Annotated in this window: 22 protein-coding genes; 8 read left to right on the top strand and 14 right to left on the bottom strand. The window is 63.2% G+C overall.

Annotated elements, in window-relative coordinates:
• Positions 1 to 15 precede the first annotated feature (15 nt).
• From nusA to pip, 3 genes are all read right to left on the bottom strand, one after another.
• Positions 16 to 1635, bottom strand: a complete 1620-nt coding sequence (gene nusA / locus IEW01_RS01390; RefSeq protein ID WP_188525812.1) for a transcription termination factor NusA — start codon at positions 1633 to 1635, stop codon at positions 16 to 18.
• A 3-nt stretch (positions 1636 to 1638) separates the two neighbouring features.
• Complete coding sequence (rimP, locus tag IEW01_RS01385; protein ID WP_188525811.1) at positions 1639 to 2220, bottom strand: ribosome maturation factor RimP; 582 nt, start codon at positions 2218 to 2220, stop codon at positions 1639 to 1641.
• Positions 2221 to 2350: 130 nt separating this feature from the next.
• Positions 2351 to 3337, bottom strand: coding sequence for a prolyl aminopeptidase (gene pip, locus IEW01_RS01380; protein ID WP_188525810.1), 987 nt, complete (start codon positions 3335 to 3337; stop codon positions 2351 to 2353).
• 51 nt (positions 3338 to 3388) lie between these two features.
• On the opposite strand from pip, the gene ubiG reads away from it, so the two are divergent.
• Positions 3389 to 4135, top strand: a complete 747-nt coding sequence (gene ubiG / locus IEW01_RS01375) for a bifunctional 2-polyprenyl-6-hydroxyphenol methylase/3-demethylubiquinol 3-O-methyltransferase UbiG (RefSeq protein WP_188525809.1) — start codon at positions 3389 to 3391, stop codon at positions 4133 to 4135.
• 23 nt (positions 4136 to 4158) lie between these two features.
• On the opposite strand, the gene IEW01_RS01370 is transcribed toward ubiG, so the two are convergent.
• The 4 genes from IEW01_RS01370 to IEW01_RS01355 are packed head-to-tail and all read right to left on the bottom strand — an operon-like array spanning position 4159 to position 6438.
• Positions 4159 to 4602 (bottom strand): MarR family winged helix-turn-helix transcriptional regulator, encoded by a 444-nt coding sequence (locus tag IEW01_RS01370; protein ID WP_188525808.1) that lies wholly within the window; start codon positions 4600 to 4602, stop codon positions 4159 to 4161.
• Positions 4603 to 5421: a carbon-nitrogen hydrolase family protein gene (locus IEW01_RS01365; RefSeq protein ID WP_188525807.1), complete on the bottom strand. Its 819-nt coding sequence runs from the start codon at positions 5419 to 5421 to the stop codon at positions 4603 to 4605.
• The gene (gene grxC, locus IEW01_RS01360; RefSeq protein ID WP_188525806.1) at positions 5422 to 5676 is read right to left on the bottom strand and encodes a glutaredoxin 3; all 255 of its coding nucleotides are present in this window, start codon (positions 5674 to 5676) and stop codon (positions 5422 to 5424) included.
• A 45-nt stretch (positions 5677 to 5721) separates the two neighbouring features.
• The gene (locus IEW01_RS01355) at positions 5722 to 6438 is read right to left on the bottom strand and encodes a double zinc ribbon domain-containing protein (protein WP_188525805.1); all 717 of its coding nucleotides are present in this window, start codon (positions 6436 to 6438) and stop codon (positions 5722 to 5724) included.
• 29 nt (positions 6439 to 6467) lie between these two features.
• Between IEW01_RS01355 and IEW01_RS01350 the strand changes: the two genes are divergently transcribed.
• From IEW01_RS01350 to IEW01_RS01330, 5 genes are all read left to right on the top strand, one after another.
• Positions 6468 to 7271: a methyltransferase domain-containing protein gene (locus IEW01_RS01350; RefSeq protein WP_188525804.1), complete on the top strand. Its 804-nt coding sequence runs from the start codon at positions 6468 to 6470 to the stop codon at positions 7269 to 7271.
• Positions 7272 to 7322: 51 nt separating this feature from the next.
• Positions 7323 to 8363: a ferrochelatase gene (gene hemH / locus IEW01_RS01345; protein WP_188525803.1), complete on the top strand. Its 1041-nt coding sequence runs from the start codon at positions 7323 to 7325 to the stop codon at positions 8361 to 8363.
• Positions 8364 to 8493: 130 nt separating this feature from the next.
• Positions 8494 to 9051, top strand: coding sequence for an ATP-dependent protease subunit HslV (gene hslV, locus IEW01_RS01340; RefSeq protein WP_188525802.1), 558 nt, complete (start codon positions 8494 to 8496; stop codon positions 9049 to 9051).
• The gene (gene hslU, locus IEW01_RS01335; RefSeq protein ID WP_188525801.1) at positions 9048 to 10358 is read left to right on the top strand and encodes an ATP-dependent protease ATPase subunit HslU; all 1311 of its coding nucleotides are present in this window, start codon (positions 9048 to 9050) and stop codon (positions 10356 to 10358) included. Before hslV ends, hslU begins: the two co-directional genes overlap by 4 nt.
• A gap of 53 nt (positions 10359 to 10411) precedes the next feature.
• On the top strand, positions 10412 to 11515 hold the full coding sequence (locus tag IEW01_RS01330; protein WP_188525800.1) for an alpha/beta hydrolase: 1104 nt from the start codon (positions 10412 to 10414) through the stop codon (positions 11513 to 11515).
• On the opposite strand, the gene IEW01_RS01325 is transcribed toward IEW01_RS01330, so the two are convergent.
• The 3 genes from IEW01_RS01325 to IEW01_RS01315 are packed head-to-tail and all read right to left on the bottom strand — an operon-like array spanning position 11512 to position 13810.
• On the bottom strand, positions 11512 to 12102 hold the full coding sequence (locus IEW01_RS01325; RefSeq protein WP_188525799.1) for a Smr/MutS family protein: 591 nt from the start codon (positions 12100 to 12102) through the stop codon (positions 11512 to 11514). The two genes, IEW01_RS01330 and IEW01_RS01325, sit on opposite strands and share 4 nt — an antisense overlap.
• 3 nt (positions 12103 to 12105) lie before the next feature.
• Entirely contained in the window at positions 12106 to 13146 is a 1041-nt protein-coding gene (gene mltA, locus IEW01_RS01320; RefSeq protein WP_188525798.1) for a murein transglycosylase A, read from the bottom strand.
• 1 nt (position 13147) lies between these two features.
• Complete coding sequence (locus IEW01_RS01315; RefSeq protein ID WP_188525797.1) at positions 13148 to 13810, bottom strand: Tim44/TimA family putative adaptor protein; 663 nt, start codon at positions 13808 to 13810, stop codon at positions 13148 to 13150.
• A 106-nt stretch (positions 13811 to 13916) separates the two neighbouring features.
• Between IEW01_RS01315 and IEW01_RS01310 the strand changes: the two genes are divergently transcribed.
• Positions 13917 to 14417 (top strand): FxsA family protein, encoded by a 501-nt coding sequence (locus IEW01_RS01310; RefSeq protein ID WP_188525796.1) that lies wholly within the window; start codon positions 13917 to 13919, stop codon positions 14415 to 14417.
• A gap of 72 nt (positions 14418 to 14489) precedes the next feature.
• On the top strand, positions 14490 to 14999 hold the full coding sequence (gene secB, locus IEW01_RS01305) for a protein-export chaperone SecB (protein WP_438810805.1): 510 nt from the start codon (positions 14490 to 14492) through the stop codon (positions 14997 to 14999).
• On the opposite strand, the gene dnaQ is transcribed toward secB, so the two are convergent.
• The 4 genes from dnaQ to IEW01_RS01285 are packed head-to-tail and all read right to left on the bottom strand — an operon-like array spanning position 14992 to position 17726.
• Positions 14992 to 15696 carry a DNA polymerase III subunit epsilon gene (dnaQ, locus tag IEW01_RS01300; protein WP_188525794.1) on the bottom strand — a complete coding sequence of 235 codons (705 nt, stop codon included), beginning with the start codon at positions 15694 to 15696 and terminating at the stop codon, positions 14992 to 14994. The two genes, secB and dnaQ, sit on opposite strands and share 8 nt — an antisense overlap.
• A complete protein-coding gene (gene coaE / locus IEW01_RS01295) occupies positions 15689 to 16288 on the bottom strand; it encodes a dephospho-CoA kinase (protein ID WP_188525793.1) in 600 nt (199 codons plus the stop codon). The genes dnaQ and coaE overlap by 8 nt, the downstream gene beginning before the upstream one ends.
• Positions 16285 to 17130 (bottom strand): shikimate dehydrogenase, encoded by an 846-nt coding sequence (locus tag IEW01_RS01290; RefSeq protein WP_188525792.1) that lies wholly within the window; start codon positions 17128 to 17130, stop codon positions 16285 to 16287. The genes coaE and IEW01_RS01290 overlap by 4 nt, the downstream gene beginning before the upstream one ends.
• A complete protein-coding gene (locus IEW01_RS01285) occupies positions 17127 to 17726 on the bottom strand; it encodes a Maf family protein (protein ID WP_188525791.1) in 600 nt (199 codons plus the stop codon). The genes IEW01_RS01290 and IEW01_RS01285 overlap by 4 nt, the downstream gene beginning before the upstream one ends.
• Positions 17727 to 17820 lie beyond the last annotated feature (94 nt).

Raw genomic sequence — 17820 nt, 5'->3', positions numbered from 1 at the left:
GCCCGGAGCCTGAGATCAGGCTCCGGCCTCCTCTTCGGTTGCGTCCGCGTCTTCGGCTTCGCCTTCTTCCACAAGATCGGCGGGATCGACCCACCCAAGCAGCACCCGGGCGGTCATCACGAGATTCTGCGCTTCCTCAAGGTTCACATCGAACTTTTCGAGAAGGCCGTCATCCTTGACCCGCTCACCGTCAACCGTTGTCCAGCCCCCGGCCAGCTCCCAGTCGGCGCAGGTGGCGAAATCTTCCAGCGTAAGCACGCCATCTTCCGCCAGGGCCTCGATCATCTGCGGCGTGAGGCCCTCGAAGTTCACGAGGCTGTCCTCGACCCCAAGCTCGCGGGCATGATCCAGCGCCTTGCGGTTCTGCTCCTCGAGGTAATCGCGGGCGCGGGCCTGAAGCTCGTTGGCAGTGTCTTCGTCGACACCGTCGATCACCAGAAGCTCGTCAACATCGACATAAGCCACCTCTTCGAGCGAGGTGAAGCCTTCGGCCACGAGAAGCTGGGCAAAGAATTCGTCGAGATCAAGCGTGTCCATGAACAGCTTCGTCCGCTCGGCGAACTCGGCCTGGCGACGGGCGCTTTCTTCTTCCTCGGTGAGGATGTCGATATCGAGCCCGGTAAGCTGCGACGCGAGGCGCACGTTCTGGCCGCGACGGCCGATGGCGAGCGAAAGCTGCTCGTCGGGCACGACCACCTCGATCTTTCCGGCATCCTCGTCGAACACCACCTTCGCAACCTCGGCGGGCTGCAGGGCATTGACGAGGAAAGTGGGCACATCCTCGTTCCACGGGATGATGTCGATCTTTTCGCCCTGAAGCTCGTTCACCACGGCCTGCACGCGCGAGCCGCGCATACCGACGCAGGCGCCGACCGGGTCGATCGAGCTGTCGTAGCTCACAACGGCGATCTTCGCGCGGCTTCCGGGATCGCGGGCCACGGCCTTGATCTCGATGATGCCGTCGTAGATCTCCGGAACTTCCATCTTGAACAGCTCGGCCATGAACTCGGGCGCGGTGCGGCTGAGGAAGATCTGCGGCCCGCGGGTTTCGCGGCGCACGTCTTTCACGAAGCAACGGATCCGGTCGTTCGGGCGGTAGCTCTCGCGGCCGATCTTCTCGTTGCGGCGCAGGATGGCTTCGCCCGCGCCCACGTCAACGATGATGTTGCCGTATTCCTCGCGCTTGACCACGCCGTTGATGATCGTGCCGGCCCGATCCTTGAATTCCTCGTACTGGCGATCCCGCTCGGCCTCGCGCACCTTCTGCAGGATCACCTGCTTGGCGCTCTGGGCGGCGATCCGGCCCATCTCGACGGGCGGAACCTCTTCGACGATGGTGTCGCCCACCTTCGGATCGTCGAGATATTGCCTGGCCTGCTCCACGGTCAGCTCGGCCTGGTAGTTTTCCAGCGCTTCATCCTCGACCACGGTGCGCACCCGGGTGAAGCTGGCGCGGCCGGTCTTGCGGTCGATCGACACGCGAATGTCCATCTCGGCGCCGTAACGGCTCTTGGCGGCCCGCGCGAGGCTCTCTTCCATCGCCTCGATCACGAGACCGGGGTCGATCATCTTCTCGCGCGCCACCGCCTCGGCGGTCTGCAGAAGCTCGAGCTGGTTGGCAGAGGTAATTGCCATGTGTCAGTCCTCCTCAGAACTGTCGGTCAGGATTTCATCATAGAGCGTTTCGTCGATTTCGCTCGCGTGTTTGCGCTGGCGCAGGGTCTCGCGGATCAGCTCATCGGTGAGCAGAAGCTTGGCGTCGGCAAGAAGATCGAAGGTCAACCCGATGGTCACCGGCTCGCCGCCGTCTTCGATCTCGATCAGAACCTCGTCGCCGTCCGTTCCGGCCAGCACACCCTTGAATCGCTTGCGTCCGTCGATCAGTTCGCTGGTTTCGATCCGGGCGACATAGCCGTTCCAGGCAGCGAAATCCTTCAACCGCGTGAGCGGCCGATCAATGCCGGGGCTCGAAACCTCGAGCGTATAATTGTCGACGATCGGGTCTTCCACGTCGAGCAGAGCGCCCAGCGCAGTGCTGATCGCGGCCAGATCGTCCACCTCGATGCCGCCTTCGGGCTTCTCGGCCATGATCTGGAGCGTGGGCGTATTGCCCCCCATCAGCCGCAGGCGCACCAACTCGAAGCCCATCCCCTCGATCAGGGGACGGACGATCTCGGCCAGCTTCTGGTCGATGGCAGTTTTTGCAACCAGGTCGGTCACGGTCTCTCCAAGCACAAAAAAACGGGCGCGCGGCCCGTCGATCTTTCCCGGTGGAGCCTCGGGGTTGGAAGCCGAAGCGCCGCTGTTGAAGGGCATATAGGGCGGTTGGCGCGAGTCTGCAAGGGAAATGCTAAAGCCCCAGCGTCTCCCGCTGCCGGCCGAGCTTGTCCATCGTGCGCACCAGCTCCGCCGCGATCCCGGGTTCGCTCACCGCATGCCCTGCCTTGGGCACGATGCGCAGATCGCTCGTGGGCCAGGATTTGTGCAAGGTCCAGGCCGAGGACGGGGGGCAGATCATGTCGTGCCGGCCTTGCACGATCGTGCCCGGAATATGGGCGATCTTCAGCATGTTCGGGAGGATCTGCTGGCTCTCGTCGAGGAAGGCCAGGTTCTTGAAATAATGGTTTTCGATCCGCGCGAACGCGAGCGCGTAGTCCGCCGGGCTGTCGATCAGTGCACCGTCGTTGTCGATCGAAGCCAGCGCGTTTTCCCAGGCGGCCCAAGCCTTGGCATGGGTCACTTCCATCGCCCGGTCACCGGAAAACAACCGTTTGTGATAAGCCCCGATCACGTCGCCGCGCTCGTCTTCGGGGATGGGCGAGAGGAAGCGCTCCCAGAGATCCGGCCAGAACTGCCCTGCGCCGCCGCCATAGAACCAGTCCAGCTCTGCCCGGGTGGCGAGAAACACCCCGCGCAGCACCAGCCAGGCGACGCGGGAAGGATGCGCCTGGGCATAGACCAGAGAAAGCGTCGCGCCCCAGCTGCCGCCGAAAACGATCCAGCGATCAATGCCGAGCGTAACGCGGATATGTTCGATATCGCGCAAGAGATGCCAGGTTGTGTTGGCCTTGACCGTGGCATGAGGGCGCGAGCGCCCGCAGCCGCGCTGGTCGAACAGGATCACGCGATACTTGTCGGGATCGAAGAAGCGTCGCATCGCGGGCGAGCAGCCGCCGCCCGGGCCGCCGTGAAACACGACGACGGGAATTCCGTCGGGGCGACCGACCTCCTCGACGTAGAGCGTATGCCCCTCGCCCACCTCGAGCATGTGGCGACGGAAAGGCTCGCGACCGGGGTAGAGCGTGCCTGCGCTGTTTTTTCCTGCGGCGATGTTCATGCAGAACCTATATAACGCGGCCAAGACGACCGCCACGAGAAAGGGAAACCGATGCCAGACGTGCAATCAACCGTCGATCCGAGCGAAGTTGCCAAATTCGAGGCGATGGCGGCGGAGTGGTGGGATCCGACCGGAAAGTTCAAGCCGCTGCACATGATGAACCCGGTGCGGCTCGACTACATCACCAACCAGATCGCCGCCGAATTTGCCCGCGATCTGTCCGACAGCCTGCCGTTCAAGGGCCTGCGCATACTCGATATCGGCTGCGGCGGTGGTCTGCTTTCGGAGCCGATGGCCCGTCTCGGCGCCGAGGTTGTGGGCGCGGACGCGGCCGAGCGCAATATTCCGGTGGCCCAGGTTCATGCCGAGCAATCGGGGCTCGAGATCGATTACCGCCACACGACGGCGGAAGCCATGGCGGAGGCGGGCGAACAATTCGATGCGGTGCTCAACATGGAAGTCGTCGAGCACGTGGCAAGCCCGATAGACTATCTCACCGCATGCCACAACTTGCTCAAGCCCGGCGGGCTGATGATCGCCTCCACCATCAACCGCAACCCCAAGAGCTTCATGGTCGCCATCGTCGGCGCCGAACGGGTGATGCGCTGGTTGCCGGTGGGCACCCATGACTGGCACAAGTTCATTACCCCGGCGGAGCTTGAAGAGCTGATCACCCGCGCGGGGCTGCGGCAGGTCGACAAGAAGGGCTTCGTGTTCAACCCGGTCACCTGGAGCTGGTCGATCTCGGCCCGTGATCTGAGCGTAAACTACGTGACGACCAGCCTGCGCCCGGCCTGAATCGCGCAAGAACAGAGCCTGTTTCAGGTGTGTTCGTCAAATCGCGCGCGGATTTCGCGCAAGACCGGGAGCGCCGCGCGCACCTTGTCGGGGCCGATCTTCTCGACCACGTCGGCGATGATCGGGGCAATCGCGGAAAGCGCAGTGTCGCGCGCCTTTCGCCCTGCCGGGCTGATGGTGACAAGCTTTCGCCGGGCATCGTCCCAATCGGGGTGAATGTGCACGTGCCCCGCCCATTCGAGCTTGCCAAGCGTGTTGGTCATCGCCCCGCGGGTGACGTGAAATGTGCGGGCGAGCTGCGCCGGGCTTTTCGGCTCGGCGACATGGGCAAGATGGTTCAGCACCGAGAAATGGCTAAGCTCCATGCCCTTCGGCAACACCTTCGACAGCGCCGTGCGCGCGAGCTGATCAGCCATGAACATCTCGCTGAACAGCGCAACCGACAGGCTTTCCGCGTGGTCTGACATTCAAGGCCCTTCGAATTCCCGTTCGTGATCGAGAGACGGGATGCGTTGGCGCGCATGTTCCACCTGCGCGAGATCTAAATCAACCAGTGTGACGCCCGGGTCTGTTCCGCCGTCCGCGAGAACCTCGCCCCAGGGCGAAACCGCGAGTGAATGGCCATGCGTCGCGCGTTTCGGCCCGTGCGCGCCGGTTTGCGCCGGCGCCAGCACGAAACAGCCCGTCTCGATCGCCCGGGCGCGCAGCAGGCTTTCCCAATGTGCGGCCCCCGTGACCGGCGAAAACGCCGAGGGGACGGTGAGAATCTGCGCGCCGGCTTGCGCGAGTCGGCGGTAGAGGTGCGGAAAACGCAGATCGTAGCAGATGGTGAGGCCGATGCGGGCGAGCGGCGTGTCGGCAACGACGGCCCGCGTGCCGGGCCGGTAGCCGGCGCTTTCGCGGTAGCGCTCGCTGGGCGAGATCTCCACGTCGAACATGTGGATCTTGTTGTAGCGCGCGGCGATCTCGCCGCCCGGCGAAATCAACAGCGAGCGGTTGGCGAAGCGGCCATCGGGATCGTCCGTCTTGAGCGCGAGCGAGCCGATCAGCAGCCAGATGCCCAGCGCGCGAGCTTCATCCCGCAAGGCGGCAAGGGTGATATCCTCCGCCTCGCTGGTGAGAACACGCGCCTGGTGTGCCCGGTCGGACGAAACGATATTCGTCACCTCCGGGGTCAGAACCAGCTCTGCCCCCCGAGCCGCGGCCTCTCGAACATGCGCAACCGTCGTCGGCAGGTTCTCCGCCGGGTCAGTTCCCGACGTGAGCTGGACGAGGCCCGCGCGCATTCAGCCTTGCAGCAGCGGATCGAGTTTGCCGCGCCTCTCGAGATCGCTCATCTCGTCGAAGCCGCCCACGTGCACTTCGCCGATCCAGATCTGCGGCACGGTGTGGCGGCCCGATTTCTGCATCATTTCCTGACGAAGCTCAGGATCGTGGCTGACGTCGATCTCGTTGAAATCGACGCCCTTCTTGTTGAGGAGTCGCTTGGCGGCTATGCAGAAGCCGCAATAAGGCGTGGTGTAGATCGTAACCGGTTGCATCTCTTTTTCCCTGATGGCGCGGGCATCGCGCCGTTGCAGGGCAATCTAGGCATCCTTCACCGTGCGCGCCAGTGTCAGCGTTGCAACATCCGCTGCACCGGCCTCCAGGCAGGCTTCGGCGGCGGCCGCGAGCGTGGCGCCGGATGTCATCACATCGTCGATCAGAACGATCCGGCGCCCCTTCAGCAGCGCTGCGCGTTTCGGATGGCGCCGAATGGCGCCCCGGACGTTGGCAAACCGGCCGTCGATCCCCTTGCCTTCCTGCTTTTCCGTGCGGTGGGGGCGGACCAGCGCGGTGGGGGCCGCCTCGAGGCCGGTCTGGCGCGCGATGGCGCGGGCCAACTCGGATGCCTGATTGTAACGCCGCGTGAAAACCCGCGTCCAATGCGCCGGGATCGGCACCAGCAACGCATCACCCGATAGAATCTCGCGCCCGGCCCGCACCATCCAGCCCGCCGCCGATGGCACCAGATCAAGCCGGTCCGACAGCTTGATCTGCAGCACGATGCGCCGGGCGTTGCCGGTATAGATCAGCGCCGCCCGCCCGCGCGCCCATGGCCGGGCGATCTGCATACAATCATCGCAGAGATCGACCTCGCCGTCGCTTTCACCCGGCAGGGGCGCACCGCAGCGGTCGCAGACATGGCCGGTGATGAACGGGGTCTGTGCCCAGCACTTGCCGCATAAACCGTGATCGTCGGCAATCGTGACCCCGCAGCTGACGCATTGCGGCGGGTAGAGGATGGCGAGGGGCGATTGCATTTCGGCCTTGTCCTTCTATGGTCCGCGCCATGGCCAATCTCGTCGATCCTGACCGCCTGAAATTGATCCGCGCCCGGGCGCGGCCCGAGGGCATGTTTCTGCACGAGATCGCCGCCGACGAGGTCAAGGATCGCCTCGAACTGGTTAACAGAAGGTTTACGCGACCGGCCGTGGTGACCGGTTTTCCCGATCCGTGGCGCGCGGCCTTTCCGGATGCGCGGATTGTGCCCGACGACGAACTGCTGACGCTGGAGCCCGGCGCGCATGACGTGGTGATCCACGGCCTTTCGCTGCATTGGGCGAACGATCCGGTCACGCAGGTGTTCCAATGCCACCAGGCGCTCGAACCAGACGGGCTGTTCGTCGGCGTCACGCTTGGTGGGCAGACCCTGCATGAACTTCGCGCGGTTCTCGCGGAAACCGAGGCTGCGCTCAGCAACGGATTATCGCCGCGCGTCCTGCCGATGGGCGAGATCCGCGATCTGGGTCAGATCCTGCAAATGGCCGGGCTGGCCCTCCCCGTCGCCGACAGCCTGTTGAAAAAGGTGTCTTACGCCGACGCGATGGCGCTGATGCACGATCTGCGCGCGATGGGAGAGGGCAATGCGCTGGCCGACCGTGCGACGAAAACCCCGCCGGGGTATTTCGACCGGGTCGTCGAAGCCTATGAAAACGCCTTTGGTGAGGGTGGTCGGGTTTTTGCGACGTTCGAGTTGATCTTTCTCACCGGCTGGGCGCCACACGAAAGCCAGCAAAAACCGCTCAAGCCCGGATCGGCCACCACGCGGCTCGCCGATGCGCTTGGCGCAAAACAAACCGATTTGCCCGATTGACCGTAACCGAGGGCAGGTTATCACGAACCGACCCAGCAAGAGAGCCAGGACATGCGCGACACCACCCATATGCCCGTCGACCACCCCGCGATTCCCGAGGAGAAGATCGGCGTGCTCATCGCCAACCTCGGCACCCCGGACAATTACGATTACTGGTCGATGCGCAGGTATCTGGGCGAATTCCTGTCCGACCAGCGCGTGATCGACTACCCGAAGTGGAAATGGCAGCCGATCCTTCAGGGCATCATCCTGACGATTCGCCCGTTCCGCTCGGGCGCGAACTACAAGTCGATCTGGAACCATGAGCTTGGTGAAAGCCCGCTGATGACGATCACGAAGGCGCAGACGGCAAAGCTGCGCGACTCCCTCGAAAAGCGGTTTGGCGACAAGGTGATGGTGGATTTCGCGATGCGTTACGGCAATCCCTCGACCAGGTCGAAGGTTGCCGAGATGGTCAAGGCCGGGTGCACCAGGATCTTGTTTTTCCCGCTCTACCCGCACTATTCCGGGCCCACGACGGCCACCGCGAACGACCAGTTCTTTCGCGCCCTGATGGAAGAAACCTGGCAGCCCGCAGCGCGAACGGTGCCCGCCTATTATGACCGGGAAAGCTACATCGAGGCTTTGGCCCAATCCGTCGAGCGGGTTTATCCGAGCGAGGGGCAGGCGCCGGACGTTCTGGTCTGCTCCTACCATGGCGTGCCGAAGCGGTATCTGACCCAGGGCGACCCCTACCACTGCCAGTGCCAGAAGACGACGCGCCTTCTGCGCGAGCGGCTCGGCTGGGAGAAAGACCGGGTTGTCACCACGTTCCAATCCAAGTTCGGGCCGGAGGAATGGCTGCAGCCATACACGGTGGAAGAGGTCGCCCGGCTCGCCGAGGCGGGCAAGAAAAGGATCGCCGTGATCGCACCCGCCTTCTCGTCGGATTGCATCGAAACGCTGGAAGAGATCAACGAGGAAATCCAGGAGAGTTTCACCGAGGCTGGCGGCGAGGAGTTCACCTATCTTCCCTGCCTCAACGACGATGATGCCCATATCCGGATGATGACGGAGATCGTCGAGGAAAACCTCGCGGGTTGGGCCGATTAAGGCGAAATAGACAACGATTTCACCAAGGAGTCGCACTGTCCGGGCTGGTCTTCGTCGGCTTCGCCCGCCGCCAAAGGTTGTCGCCACCACCCAGCCGGGCCATATAGCGATGAGCATTCAAGGAGGCAGCATGGCGCAGAAGGATTTCCCCGGCTGGCATGGCACCACGATCATCGGGGTGAAGAAGGGCGACCAGGTCGTGATCGCCGGCGACGGGCAGGTGAGCCTGGGGCAGACCGTGATCAAGGGCAGCGCCCGCAAGGTGCGGCGGCTCAAGCCCGGTGGGCACGAGATCATCGCCGGTTTCGCGGGCTCCACCGCCGATGCCTTCACGCTTCTCGAACTTCTGGAGGCAAAGCTCGAAGCATCCCCGGGGCAGCTCGCGCGCGCTTGCGTCGAGCTTGCGAAGGACTGGCGCACCGACAAGCTGCTGAGGCGCCTCGAAGCCATGCTGATCGTTTCCGATGGCACGGGTCTTTATGTCGTCACCGGGGCGGGCGACGTGCTTGAACCCGAGCACGATGTCACCGCGATCGGCTCGGGCGGAAACTATGCGCTCGCGGCGGCCCGCGCGCTGATGGAAAGCGACAAATCGGCCGAAGAGATCGCCCGCATCTCGATGGCGATCGCGGCCGATATCTGTGTCTATACCAATGGAAATCTGACCGTGGAGACCATCTCGAAATGACCGATCTGACCCCGCGGGAAATCGTTTCCGAACTCGATCGCTTCATCATCGGGCAGAAGGATGCCAAGCGCGCCGTCGCGGTTGCGCTGCGCAACCGCTGGCGCCGCAAGCAGCTTGGACCGGAGCTGCGTGAAGAAGTGTATCCGAAAAACATCCTGATGATCGGGCCGACCGGCGTGGGCAAGACGGAGATTTCCCGCCGCCTCGCCCGGCTGGCGAAAGCGCCTTTCATCAAGGTCGAAGCCACGAAGTTCACCGAGGTGGGCTATGTCGGGCGCGACGTGGAGCAGATTGTGCGCGATCTGGTGGATGCGGCGATCATCCAGACGAGGGCGCAGATGCGCGAGGATGTGAAAGCCGCCGCGGAACGCAATGCCGAGGACCGCGTGATCGAAGCGATCGCGGGGACGGACGCACGCGAACAGACCCGCGAGATGTTTCGCAAGAAACTTCTTTCCGGCGAGCTTGATGACCGCGAGATCGAGGTGGACGTTCAGGACAGCTCGGGCGGCGGGATGCCGATGTTCGACATGCCCGGTCAGCCAGGGATGGGCGCGGGCATGATTTCGCTCGGGGATATTTTCGGCAAGGCCTTCGGCGGCCGCACCGTCCGGCGGAAGATGACCGTTTCCGAAAGCCATGACATTCTGATCGCAGAGGAAGCCGACAAACTCCTCGATGACGAGGCGGTGAACCGCGCCGCGCTCGAATCGGTCGAGCAGAACGGCATCGTGTTTCTCGACGAGATCGACAAGGTCTGTGCCCGTGCCGACGTGCGCGGCGGCGACGTCAGCCGCGAAGGGGTTCAACGCGATCTCCTGCCGCTGATCGAGGGCACCACGGTGAGCACCAAGCACGGGCCGGTAAAGACCGACCACATCCTGTTCATCGCCTCGGGCGCCTTTCACACCGCCAAGCCGTCTGACCTGTTGCCGGAGTTGCAGGGGCGGTTGCCGATCCGGGTGGAACTGACCGCGCTGACCGAAAACGATTTCGTGCGCATCCTGACCGAAACCGACAACGCCCTCACGCTGCAATACACTGCCTTGATGGAAACCGAAGCCGTGCGGGTGAGCTTCACCGACGAAGGTATCGCCGCGCTCGCGGGCATTGCGGCGGAAGTGAACCAGAGCGTCGAGAATATCGGCGCGCGCAGGCTCTACACCGTCATGGAGCGGGTGTTTGAAGAGCTCAGCTACACCGCTCCGGACCGGTCCGGCGAGGAAATCATCGTCGACAAGGCCTTCGTCGAAGCCAATCTCGGCGAATTGATGCGCAGCGCGGACGTAAGCCGGTATATGCTCTAGCGGAATAACGGAATCCGGCGTAGCGCTGCCGAAAAGAAACGGGATAATACGCCATGAATCGCCGCACATTCGGCCTTGCCCTCACGTCGACCCTTGCGCTCTCGGCCTGTGCCGGCGGCGCGCGCATGGTCTCGCTTGACGACGTGAACACCGCCGGGGGCACGATCGCACCGATCCTCGTCGTTTCCAGCCGGAATCTGAAGAGTGACGGCTCGCTCGGATCGGGGCGGGGCGACGGGCTTTCCTTCGGGCGCTACGATATCTCGGTGCCGCCCGATCGCCGCGCGGGAACGCTCAACCTGCCGTCGTTCCGGGCGAATCCCCGCAAGCATTTCGCCACGCTCAACAACGAGATCTTCCCGAGCGAGGCGCTATTTCGCAGCCAGCTTCGGGCGCAGTTGATGAGCCGGCCAGCGGGCCGGCGGCGGGCCGTGATTTTCGTTCACGGCTACAACACCGGGTATGAAGACGGGCTATTTCGTTTCTCGCAGTTCTACACCGACGTCGGGCTTGACGATGTGCCGGTGCACTACTCCTGGCCCAGCGCGGAAAAACTGCTGCGCTATGGCTATGACCGTGACTCGATGCTCTACGCCCGCGACGGCTTCAAGGCGACGATCCGCTCGGTGATCGCCGCCGGCGCGGAGGGTGTCTTGATCATCGGCCATTCGATGGGCTCGATGCTGATCATGGAAACCCTGCGCGAGATCGCGATTGCGGGGGATGCGTCGACACGCGGCAGGATCGACGGCGTGATCCTCGTTTCGCCCGATATCGATATTGACGTGTTCCGGGGTCAGGTGCGCCGCATCGGCGATGTTCCGCAGCCTTTCGTCGTCTTTTCCTCCAAACGTGACCGGGTCTTGCGCTTCGCCGCTTCGGAGATCTACGGCAACACCCGGGTGGGCGCTCTCGAGCTGGATGGCGAGCTTTCCGACCTCGATGTCAACGTCGTCGACGTGACGGATTTCTCGAAGGGCCTTCTGAACCACGACACCGCGATCACCTCGCCCGCCTTCCTGAAGATCATGGGCAACATGCGCGCCTTTACCGGCAGTTTCGGGCAGGGGATCACAGAAGCGATGAGCGAACAGCCCGATTCGGTCATGGCCGTTCGCGATGCCGATACGATCGAGGTGGGCGCAGGGCCGTTCTAACGGCGGCGGCGGAGATAGACGTAGTAGGCTCCTTGACCGCCGTGCTTCACATGCGCGTCGGAAATCTGGAGAACATAGGCCTTCAGCGGGGCGGTGTGCAGCCAGTGCGGAACCTGGTGACGCAAGACCCCATGGCGCTCGGGGATCGGGCCGTCATCGGGCCTGGATTTGCCCTTTCCGGTGATCACGAGCACGAGGCGGCGGCCGTCAGCCACGGCATCGAGGATGAAACCCGTCAGCGCGGGATGAGCCTGGGCGGTTGTCATGCCGTGAAGGTCAATCCGCGCCTCGGGTGAAATCCGGCCTTTCTTCATTCGGGTGAAACGCTTGCGGTCCATCGCGACCGGTGTTTGGGCCAGCTGTTCATGGATCGGGGGCGCGATATCATGGGATAGCGGACGCGGCTTTGCAGCCTCGCCCAATTGAAACCGCGGGACGGGCGAAAACGCGCCTTTTGGCTTGTTCAGGGCCTGTTTTCTTTCCGGTGCCAACGGCCGCTTCGGATGGAGCGGGACCGCATGTTCGACCACCTTGCTCCAGAGTTCGATTTCCTCGGGGCGAATGGTGCGTGGTTTCCGGCGGGGCATGCGTCAACCCTCCGGCTTCAGCGCATAGGCACGCTGGATCGGCAGGAGGACGACCATCCGGCCGGGATCGCGAATGCCGCCGGCCTCGCGGCCAGCGTCTTCTCCGGTTCCATAGAAAATATCCGCGCGCTGGGCGCCCTTGATGCGCGATCCGGTGTCTTGCGCGATCATCAGCCGATTCATCGGCCCCTCGCCGCCCTTCTCGATCCAGACCGGAGCGCCCAGCGGGGTGAAATCCGGATCGACCGCAAGCGTGCGGTGCGCGGTGATCGAGCGGTTCATCGCGCCAAGCGGTCCCCGATCCGCCGGCACGTGGCCCACTTCCCTGAAGAACACATAGGAGGGGTTATGATGAAGCAGCGCTTCGCCCTCTTCGGGGTTCCGCCGCACCCATGACCGGATCACCGGGGCCGAAACCTGGTGAACGTCATAGACGCCACGACGCACAAGCTCGTCGGCCAGTGACCGGAAGGGGTGACCATTATGGCCGCTGTAGCCAAGCCTGATCGCGGATCCGTCAGGCAGGCGAATTCGTCCCGATCCCTGGATCTGGAGGAACTGAAGCTCGACCGGGTCTTCCACCCACGCGATCTCGAGCCCGCGGCCCTCAAGAACGTGATCGCGCTCGATAGCTTCACGTGAATACCATTGAACATCGGAGGGCAGATCCGTTGGCTTGCGGTAGACCGGGTGCCGATAGCGCGATGTTCTGGTGCGCGAGCCGCGGATTTCCGGCTCGTAGTAGCCGGTGAAAAGGCCAGGGGTGCCGTCCTCGACAAGGACCGGGCGGAAGAACAGCTCGAAGAAGCTGCGCGCCGGCCCGTCATGGGCCGCGGCGATGGCGCAGATCGGCCGCCATTGTGGATCGTTGAGCAGCGCACAGGTTTCTTCGAAAACGGCAAGCGCCTGGACGTGATCGTCTTCGGCCCAACCGTTGAGCTGCGAAAACTGGAGGATCGTCAAATCGGCGTCGTCCAGCCCGGCCGCGACCGGCCCGGCCATCAACAGGCCGAACCCGAGAGCCAGGCCGACACGCCGAAACATGTTACCCGCCCGTGGCGACGAGAAGCCAGTTCGGGTTGTCCGAGCCCATGATGCGCCCAAACGTCCAGACATCCTTCTGACGCTTCACTTCCTTGGGGTTGCCCTCGACGATCTCGCCCGATTTGTCGCGGACAACGGAAGTCAGCTCGCCGAGGAAGCGGACGGTGACTTCGCCTTCGTTGGTGGCCGGGTCGAATTCGGCATCCAGCAGCTTGAGCTCCCGCAAACCGACGAAATCGGCTTCGATCGTCAGGCCTTTTTCGGCGCGCGCTTCCACGACGGCAGCGAAGGATTCGTAAACATCATCGGCGAGGAAAGGGCGGATCTTCGCGAGATCGCCGGCTTCGAACGCCATCAGGATCATCTCGTAGGCGCCGCGGGCGCCACCGAGAAACTCGCCCACATTGAAGCTCGGCTCCGCCGCCTTCATCGCCGTCAGAGCCTTTGCCGCCGGACTGCCATCGGGAACGTGATCGGTGATATCCGCGTCAGGACCACCCTCGATCACCTGGAATTGTCCACGCTTCTCGTCGCGGGGATCGGCCGTTTTCGTTACGGCCGGTTTTTCGAAGCCCTCGCGCGTGCCAAGCACGTCGCGCAGCCGAATAATGAGAAAAATCGCGATGGCGGCGAGCACCAGTAGCTGGATCACGGGGGATGACATGAACACCTCGTTTGAATGCGCGGGTGGAATATCCGCGCGGTTGTCACATATGTAGGCAAGCGGTGGGGGCAAGTCCACTCCACCGATCTACCTTCAAGAGGTTGTCATGCTGCTTTTGTTTCTGTTCATCGTCGTTCCGTTGATCGAAATCGCCCTTTTCATCGAGGTCGGGGGCTTGATCGGCCTTGGGTGGACCCTTGCCATCGTGGTGGCCACCGCCGTGCTTGGGTCGTGGCTGGTGCGCCAACAGGGTGTGATGGCCCTGAACGACCTTCGCCGATCTTTCGAGGCGCTCGGAGATCCCACCGAACCGCTGGCGCATGGGGCGATGATCCTGTTTTCCGGGGCGCTTCTGCTCACGCCCGGGTTTTTCACCGACGGGCTCGGTTTTGCTCTTCTTCTTCCGCCTGTCCGCCGCTGGGTATTCCGGAAAGTCCGGGAGCGCGTTCGGGTGCAGAGTTTCACCATGGGGCCCGACCACCCCACTGATCCTTTCGAACGCGATGGTGGCGGTGATGTGATCGACGGTGAGTTCAAGGATGTTTCGGAGACGAAACGGCCGACCCATGATGTTACCCGCGGCCCATCGGGTTGGACCAAGCACTAGGGCTGCCCTGCATTGTCGGTTTCCGGATGACCTGCTAAGGGAGTCGGGAATTCGTGAACCCAGGAGATGTCCATGTCCGAAGAGGCCCCCGCCGCCGGCAATGCAGAAGCCCAAGGCCAGCAGAACCCCGTCAAGATGCAGGTTCTTGCTCAGTTTATCCGCGATATGTCGTTCGAGAACATTCTTGCGCAAAAGGGTGCGCAGGGTGAGGTCAAACCGGAAATCAAGGTTGAGGTTGCCCTCGATGCGAAGAAGCGAACGGCCGACAACCAGTACGAGGTGATCACCAAGTTCAAGGTGAATTCGACAAACCAGGGCTCGGATGATCCCTTGTTCCTGCTGGAACTGGATTATGCCGGCGTGTTCCACGTGGAGAATGTTCCCGAAGCGCAGCTTCATCCGTTCCTGCTGATCGAATGTCCGCGGCTCCTGTTTCCCTTCGTGCGTCGGATCGTATCGGACGTGACGCGCGACGGAGGCTTCCCGCCGGTGAACCTCGACAGCGTGGATTTCCTGGCTCTCTACCGCCAGGAAATCGCGCGCCGTGCCGCCGCGGAGAAGCCCGAAACCCCCGCTAACTGATCGGGAACTTCTTCCAGATCGCGCCGTTGCCCATCGCCTCGACAAAGGCCGCGTGGGCAGCGGCTTCTTCTTGCGTGATCCGTGGCTCGAGCTTCTTCTGTCTCGGACGCGGTCGCCAGTCTTCAGCCTGTGCAACGCGGCTTGAGCTTTGCGCCGAACTGCCATGGCCGAGCACCAGATCAGGCTGACGACCGCCGATCAGTTCAAGATAAACTTCGGCCAGGATTTCGCTGTCCAGTAGCGCGCCGTGCAGCGTGCGGTGCGAATTATCGATTCCGAACCGGCGGCAAAGCGCGTCCAGCGAGGCCGGGGAGCCGGGAAACCGCTTGCGGGCGATCTCGAGCGTGTCGATCGCGCGATCCATCGGGATGATCGGGTGTTTGCACCATTCGAGTTCCGCATTCAGGAATGGCACATCGAACTTCGCGTTGTGGATCACGAGGGGAGCGTCGCCGATGAAATCCAGGAACGACAGCGCGATCTCGCGAAACACCGGGTAATCGCGCAGGAATTCGGCGGATAGGCCATGCACCTCGAAGGCCGATTGTGGAACGTCGCGTTCGGGGTTGATGTATTGATGGAAGGTTCGGCCCGTGGGCATGTGGTTGAACAGTTCGACGGCCCCGATCTCGACCATCCGGTCACCCGTCCTCGGGTCGAACCCGGTGGTTTCGGTGTCGAGCACGATTTCACGCATTCGCCAGCTTCTCCCTGATGTCTTCAAGCACAGCCTGCACTTGTGTTCTTGCCTGTTCAACCGAGGTCGTCTCGATCACGTAATCGGCCATCGCGCGTTTCTCCGCATCGGGAACCTGCTTGGCGAGGATATTCTCGAACGTCTCAGGGTCCATCGTGCCCCGCTCAAGAACCCGTTCGCGCTGAACGTCAGCGGGCGCGCTGACCACGACGGTTGCATCCACCATGTCCTGTGCCCCGGTCTCAAAGAGTAACGGCACATCGACAACCACGATCTCGGCCTCGGTGTCGGCAAGAAACTGGCTGCGATCAGCACCCACGAGAGGGTGCACAATGGCCTCGATCCGCGGCAACGCGGTTGAATCCCGCTTGATCCAGGTCTTCAGCGCCGTTCGATCAACCGCGCCGTCGATGACGGCCTCGGGGCAAAGCACCTTGATCGGCTCGACGGCGGGACCGCCGGCGGCGTAGAGGCGATGCACCGCCGCGTCAGCATCCCAGACCGGGATGCCGGCCTCGGCAAACATCTGTGCCGTCGTTGTCTTGCCCATGCCGATGGATCCGGTGAGCCCGATGACGAATGGCGCTTTCATTCGCTGAACGCGGCCGTCGTGACTTCACGCGCGCGCTCGTCCACCTCGGGCCGCGTGCCATACCACCGCTCGAAAGCGGGGGCGGCCTGGTACAGCACCATGCCCACACCATCGACCGGGTAGCACCCGCCTTCGATCGCGGCCTGCAGCAGTCGGGTCGGCGCTTGGGAGACGACGAGATCATTCACCACCGCGCCGGGCGTGAGGCCGTCGAGGGGCACCCGCAGTTCCGGATGGCCGGCCGAGCCAAGCGGCGTTGTGTTCACAACCGTCGCCGCGCCTTCGAGCATATTGCCCGCCTTGACCCAATCGGTCACCACCAGCCGGGTGCCGAATTCCGAGCGCAGCGCCTCAGCCCGGGCCCGGGTGCGGTTGGCAATCCGGATTTCCTCGACGCCGACCTCGAGCAGGGCGGTGACCACCTCGCGCGCCGTTCGTCCGGCTCCGAAAATCGCGGTTGGTCCGGATTTCGGGTTCCAGCCGGGGGCGCCCTGGCGGATATTCTCGATGAAGCCGTAGCCATCGGTGTTATCGGCGTGAATCTTGCCGTCGCGCCGGAAAATGATCGTGTTCGCGCCCGACATCAGCGCCGCCCGGTCCGTGATGATATCGGCGTGGTCGAGCACGCGGCGTTGGTAGGGCCGGGTTATGTTCAAACCGATGAACCCGGCTTTCGGCAGGAGGCGGATCACATCGCCAAGGTCGTCGGGCGCGACGGTGAGGGGCACGTATCGGCCCGGCAGGTTCATCACCGCCAGCCAGTGATCGTAAAGCGCGGTGACGGCGCTGGGCTTGTCAGCCGCCTGAAGAACACCTGCGAGGGGGATCGGACCTTTGGTCATACCCTCACTTCGCCCGTGTTGATGAGGAAAGACAAGAGCTCCATCAGCGGCAGGCCCAAAACGGTGAAGTAGTCGCCGTCGATGCGCGAGAACATGCGCACGCCTTCCTCCTCCAGCTTGTATGCGCCCACCGAATGGCGGATGCTTTCCCAGTTCCGGGCAACGTAATCCTCGATATAGGCGTCCGAGAGCTGGCGCATCGTCAGGCGAACAACGCCCACGTGCCGCCATTTCGGCTCGCCACCTTCGTAGACAACCGCGGCCGAAAGCAGCCGGTGGGTTTGCCCGGACAGGTTGTGCAGTTGGAAGACCGCGGTTTCCTTCGAGTCGGGCTTTTCAAGGATGGTCCCGTCCAGCTCCGCCACCTGGTCGCAGCCGAGGACGAGCGCATCCGGATCGGCGCCCGAAACCTTCCTCGCCTTGAATTCCGCCAAGGTGTCCGCAACGTCCCTCGGCGATGCGTTTTCGAGTTCCAGTCCGACACGGATGGCCGGTTCGTCGATCCGTGCCGGTTTGACTTCGATATCGAGTCCCGCGTTGCGCAGGAGCACGGCGCGGACCTCCGACGCGGATGCCAGAATGAGGCGCTTGGTCATGTCGATATGCCTGTGGATATCTGTGGTGTGTTCCGGGGGGCGGTAGGGGTGAACCTAGCGCGTTCTGGGGCACTGTGGAAAGACCGGGCCTTCG

The organism is Sinisalibacter lacisalsi, from assembly GCF_014640115.1.
Lineage (GTDB): Bacteria > Pseudomonadota > Alphaproteobacteria > Rhodobacterales > Rhodobacteraceae > Sinisalibacter > Sinisalibacter lacisalsi.
The sequence above is the reverse complement of the archived record's forward strand: the minus strand, read 5'-3'. Positions and strand labels throughout refer to the sequence as shown.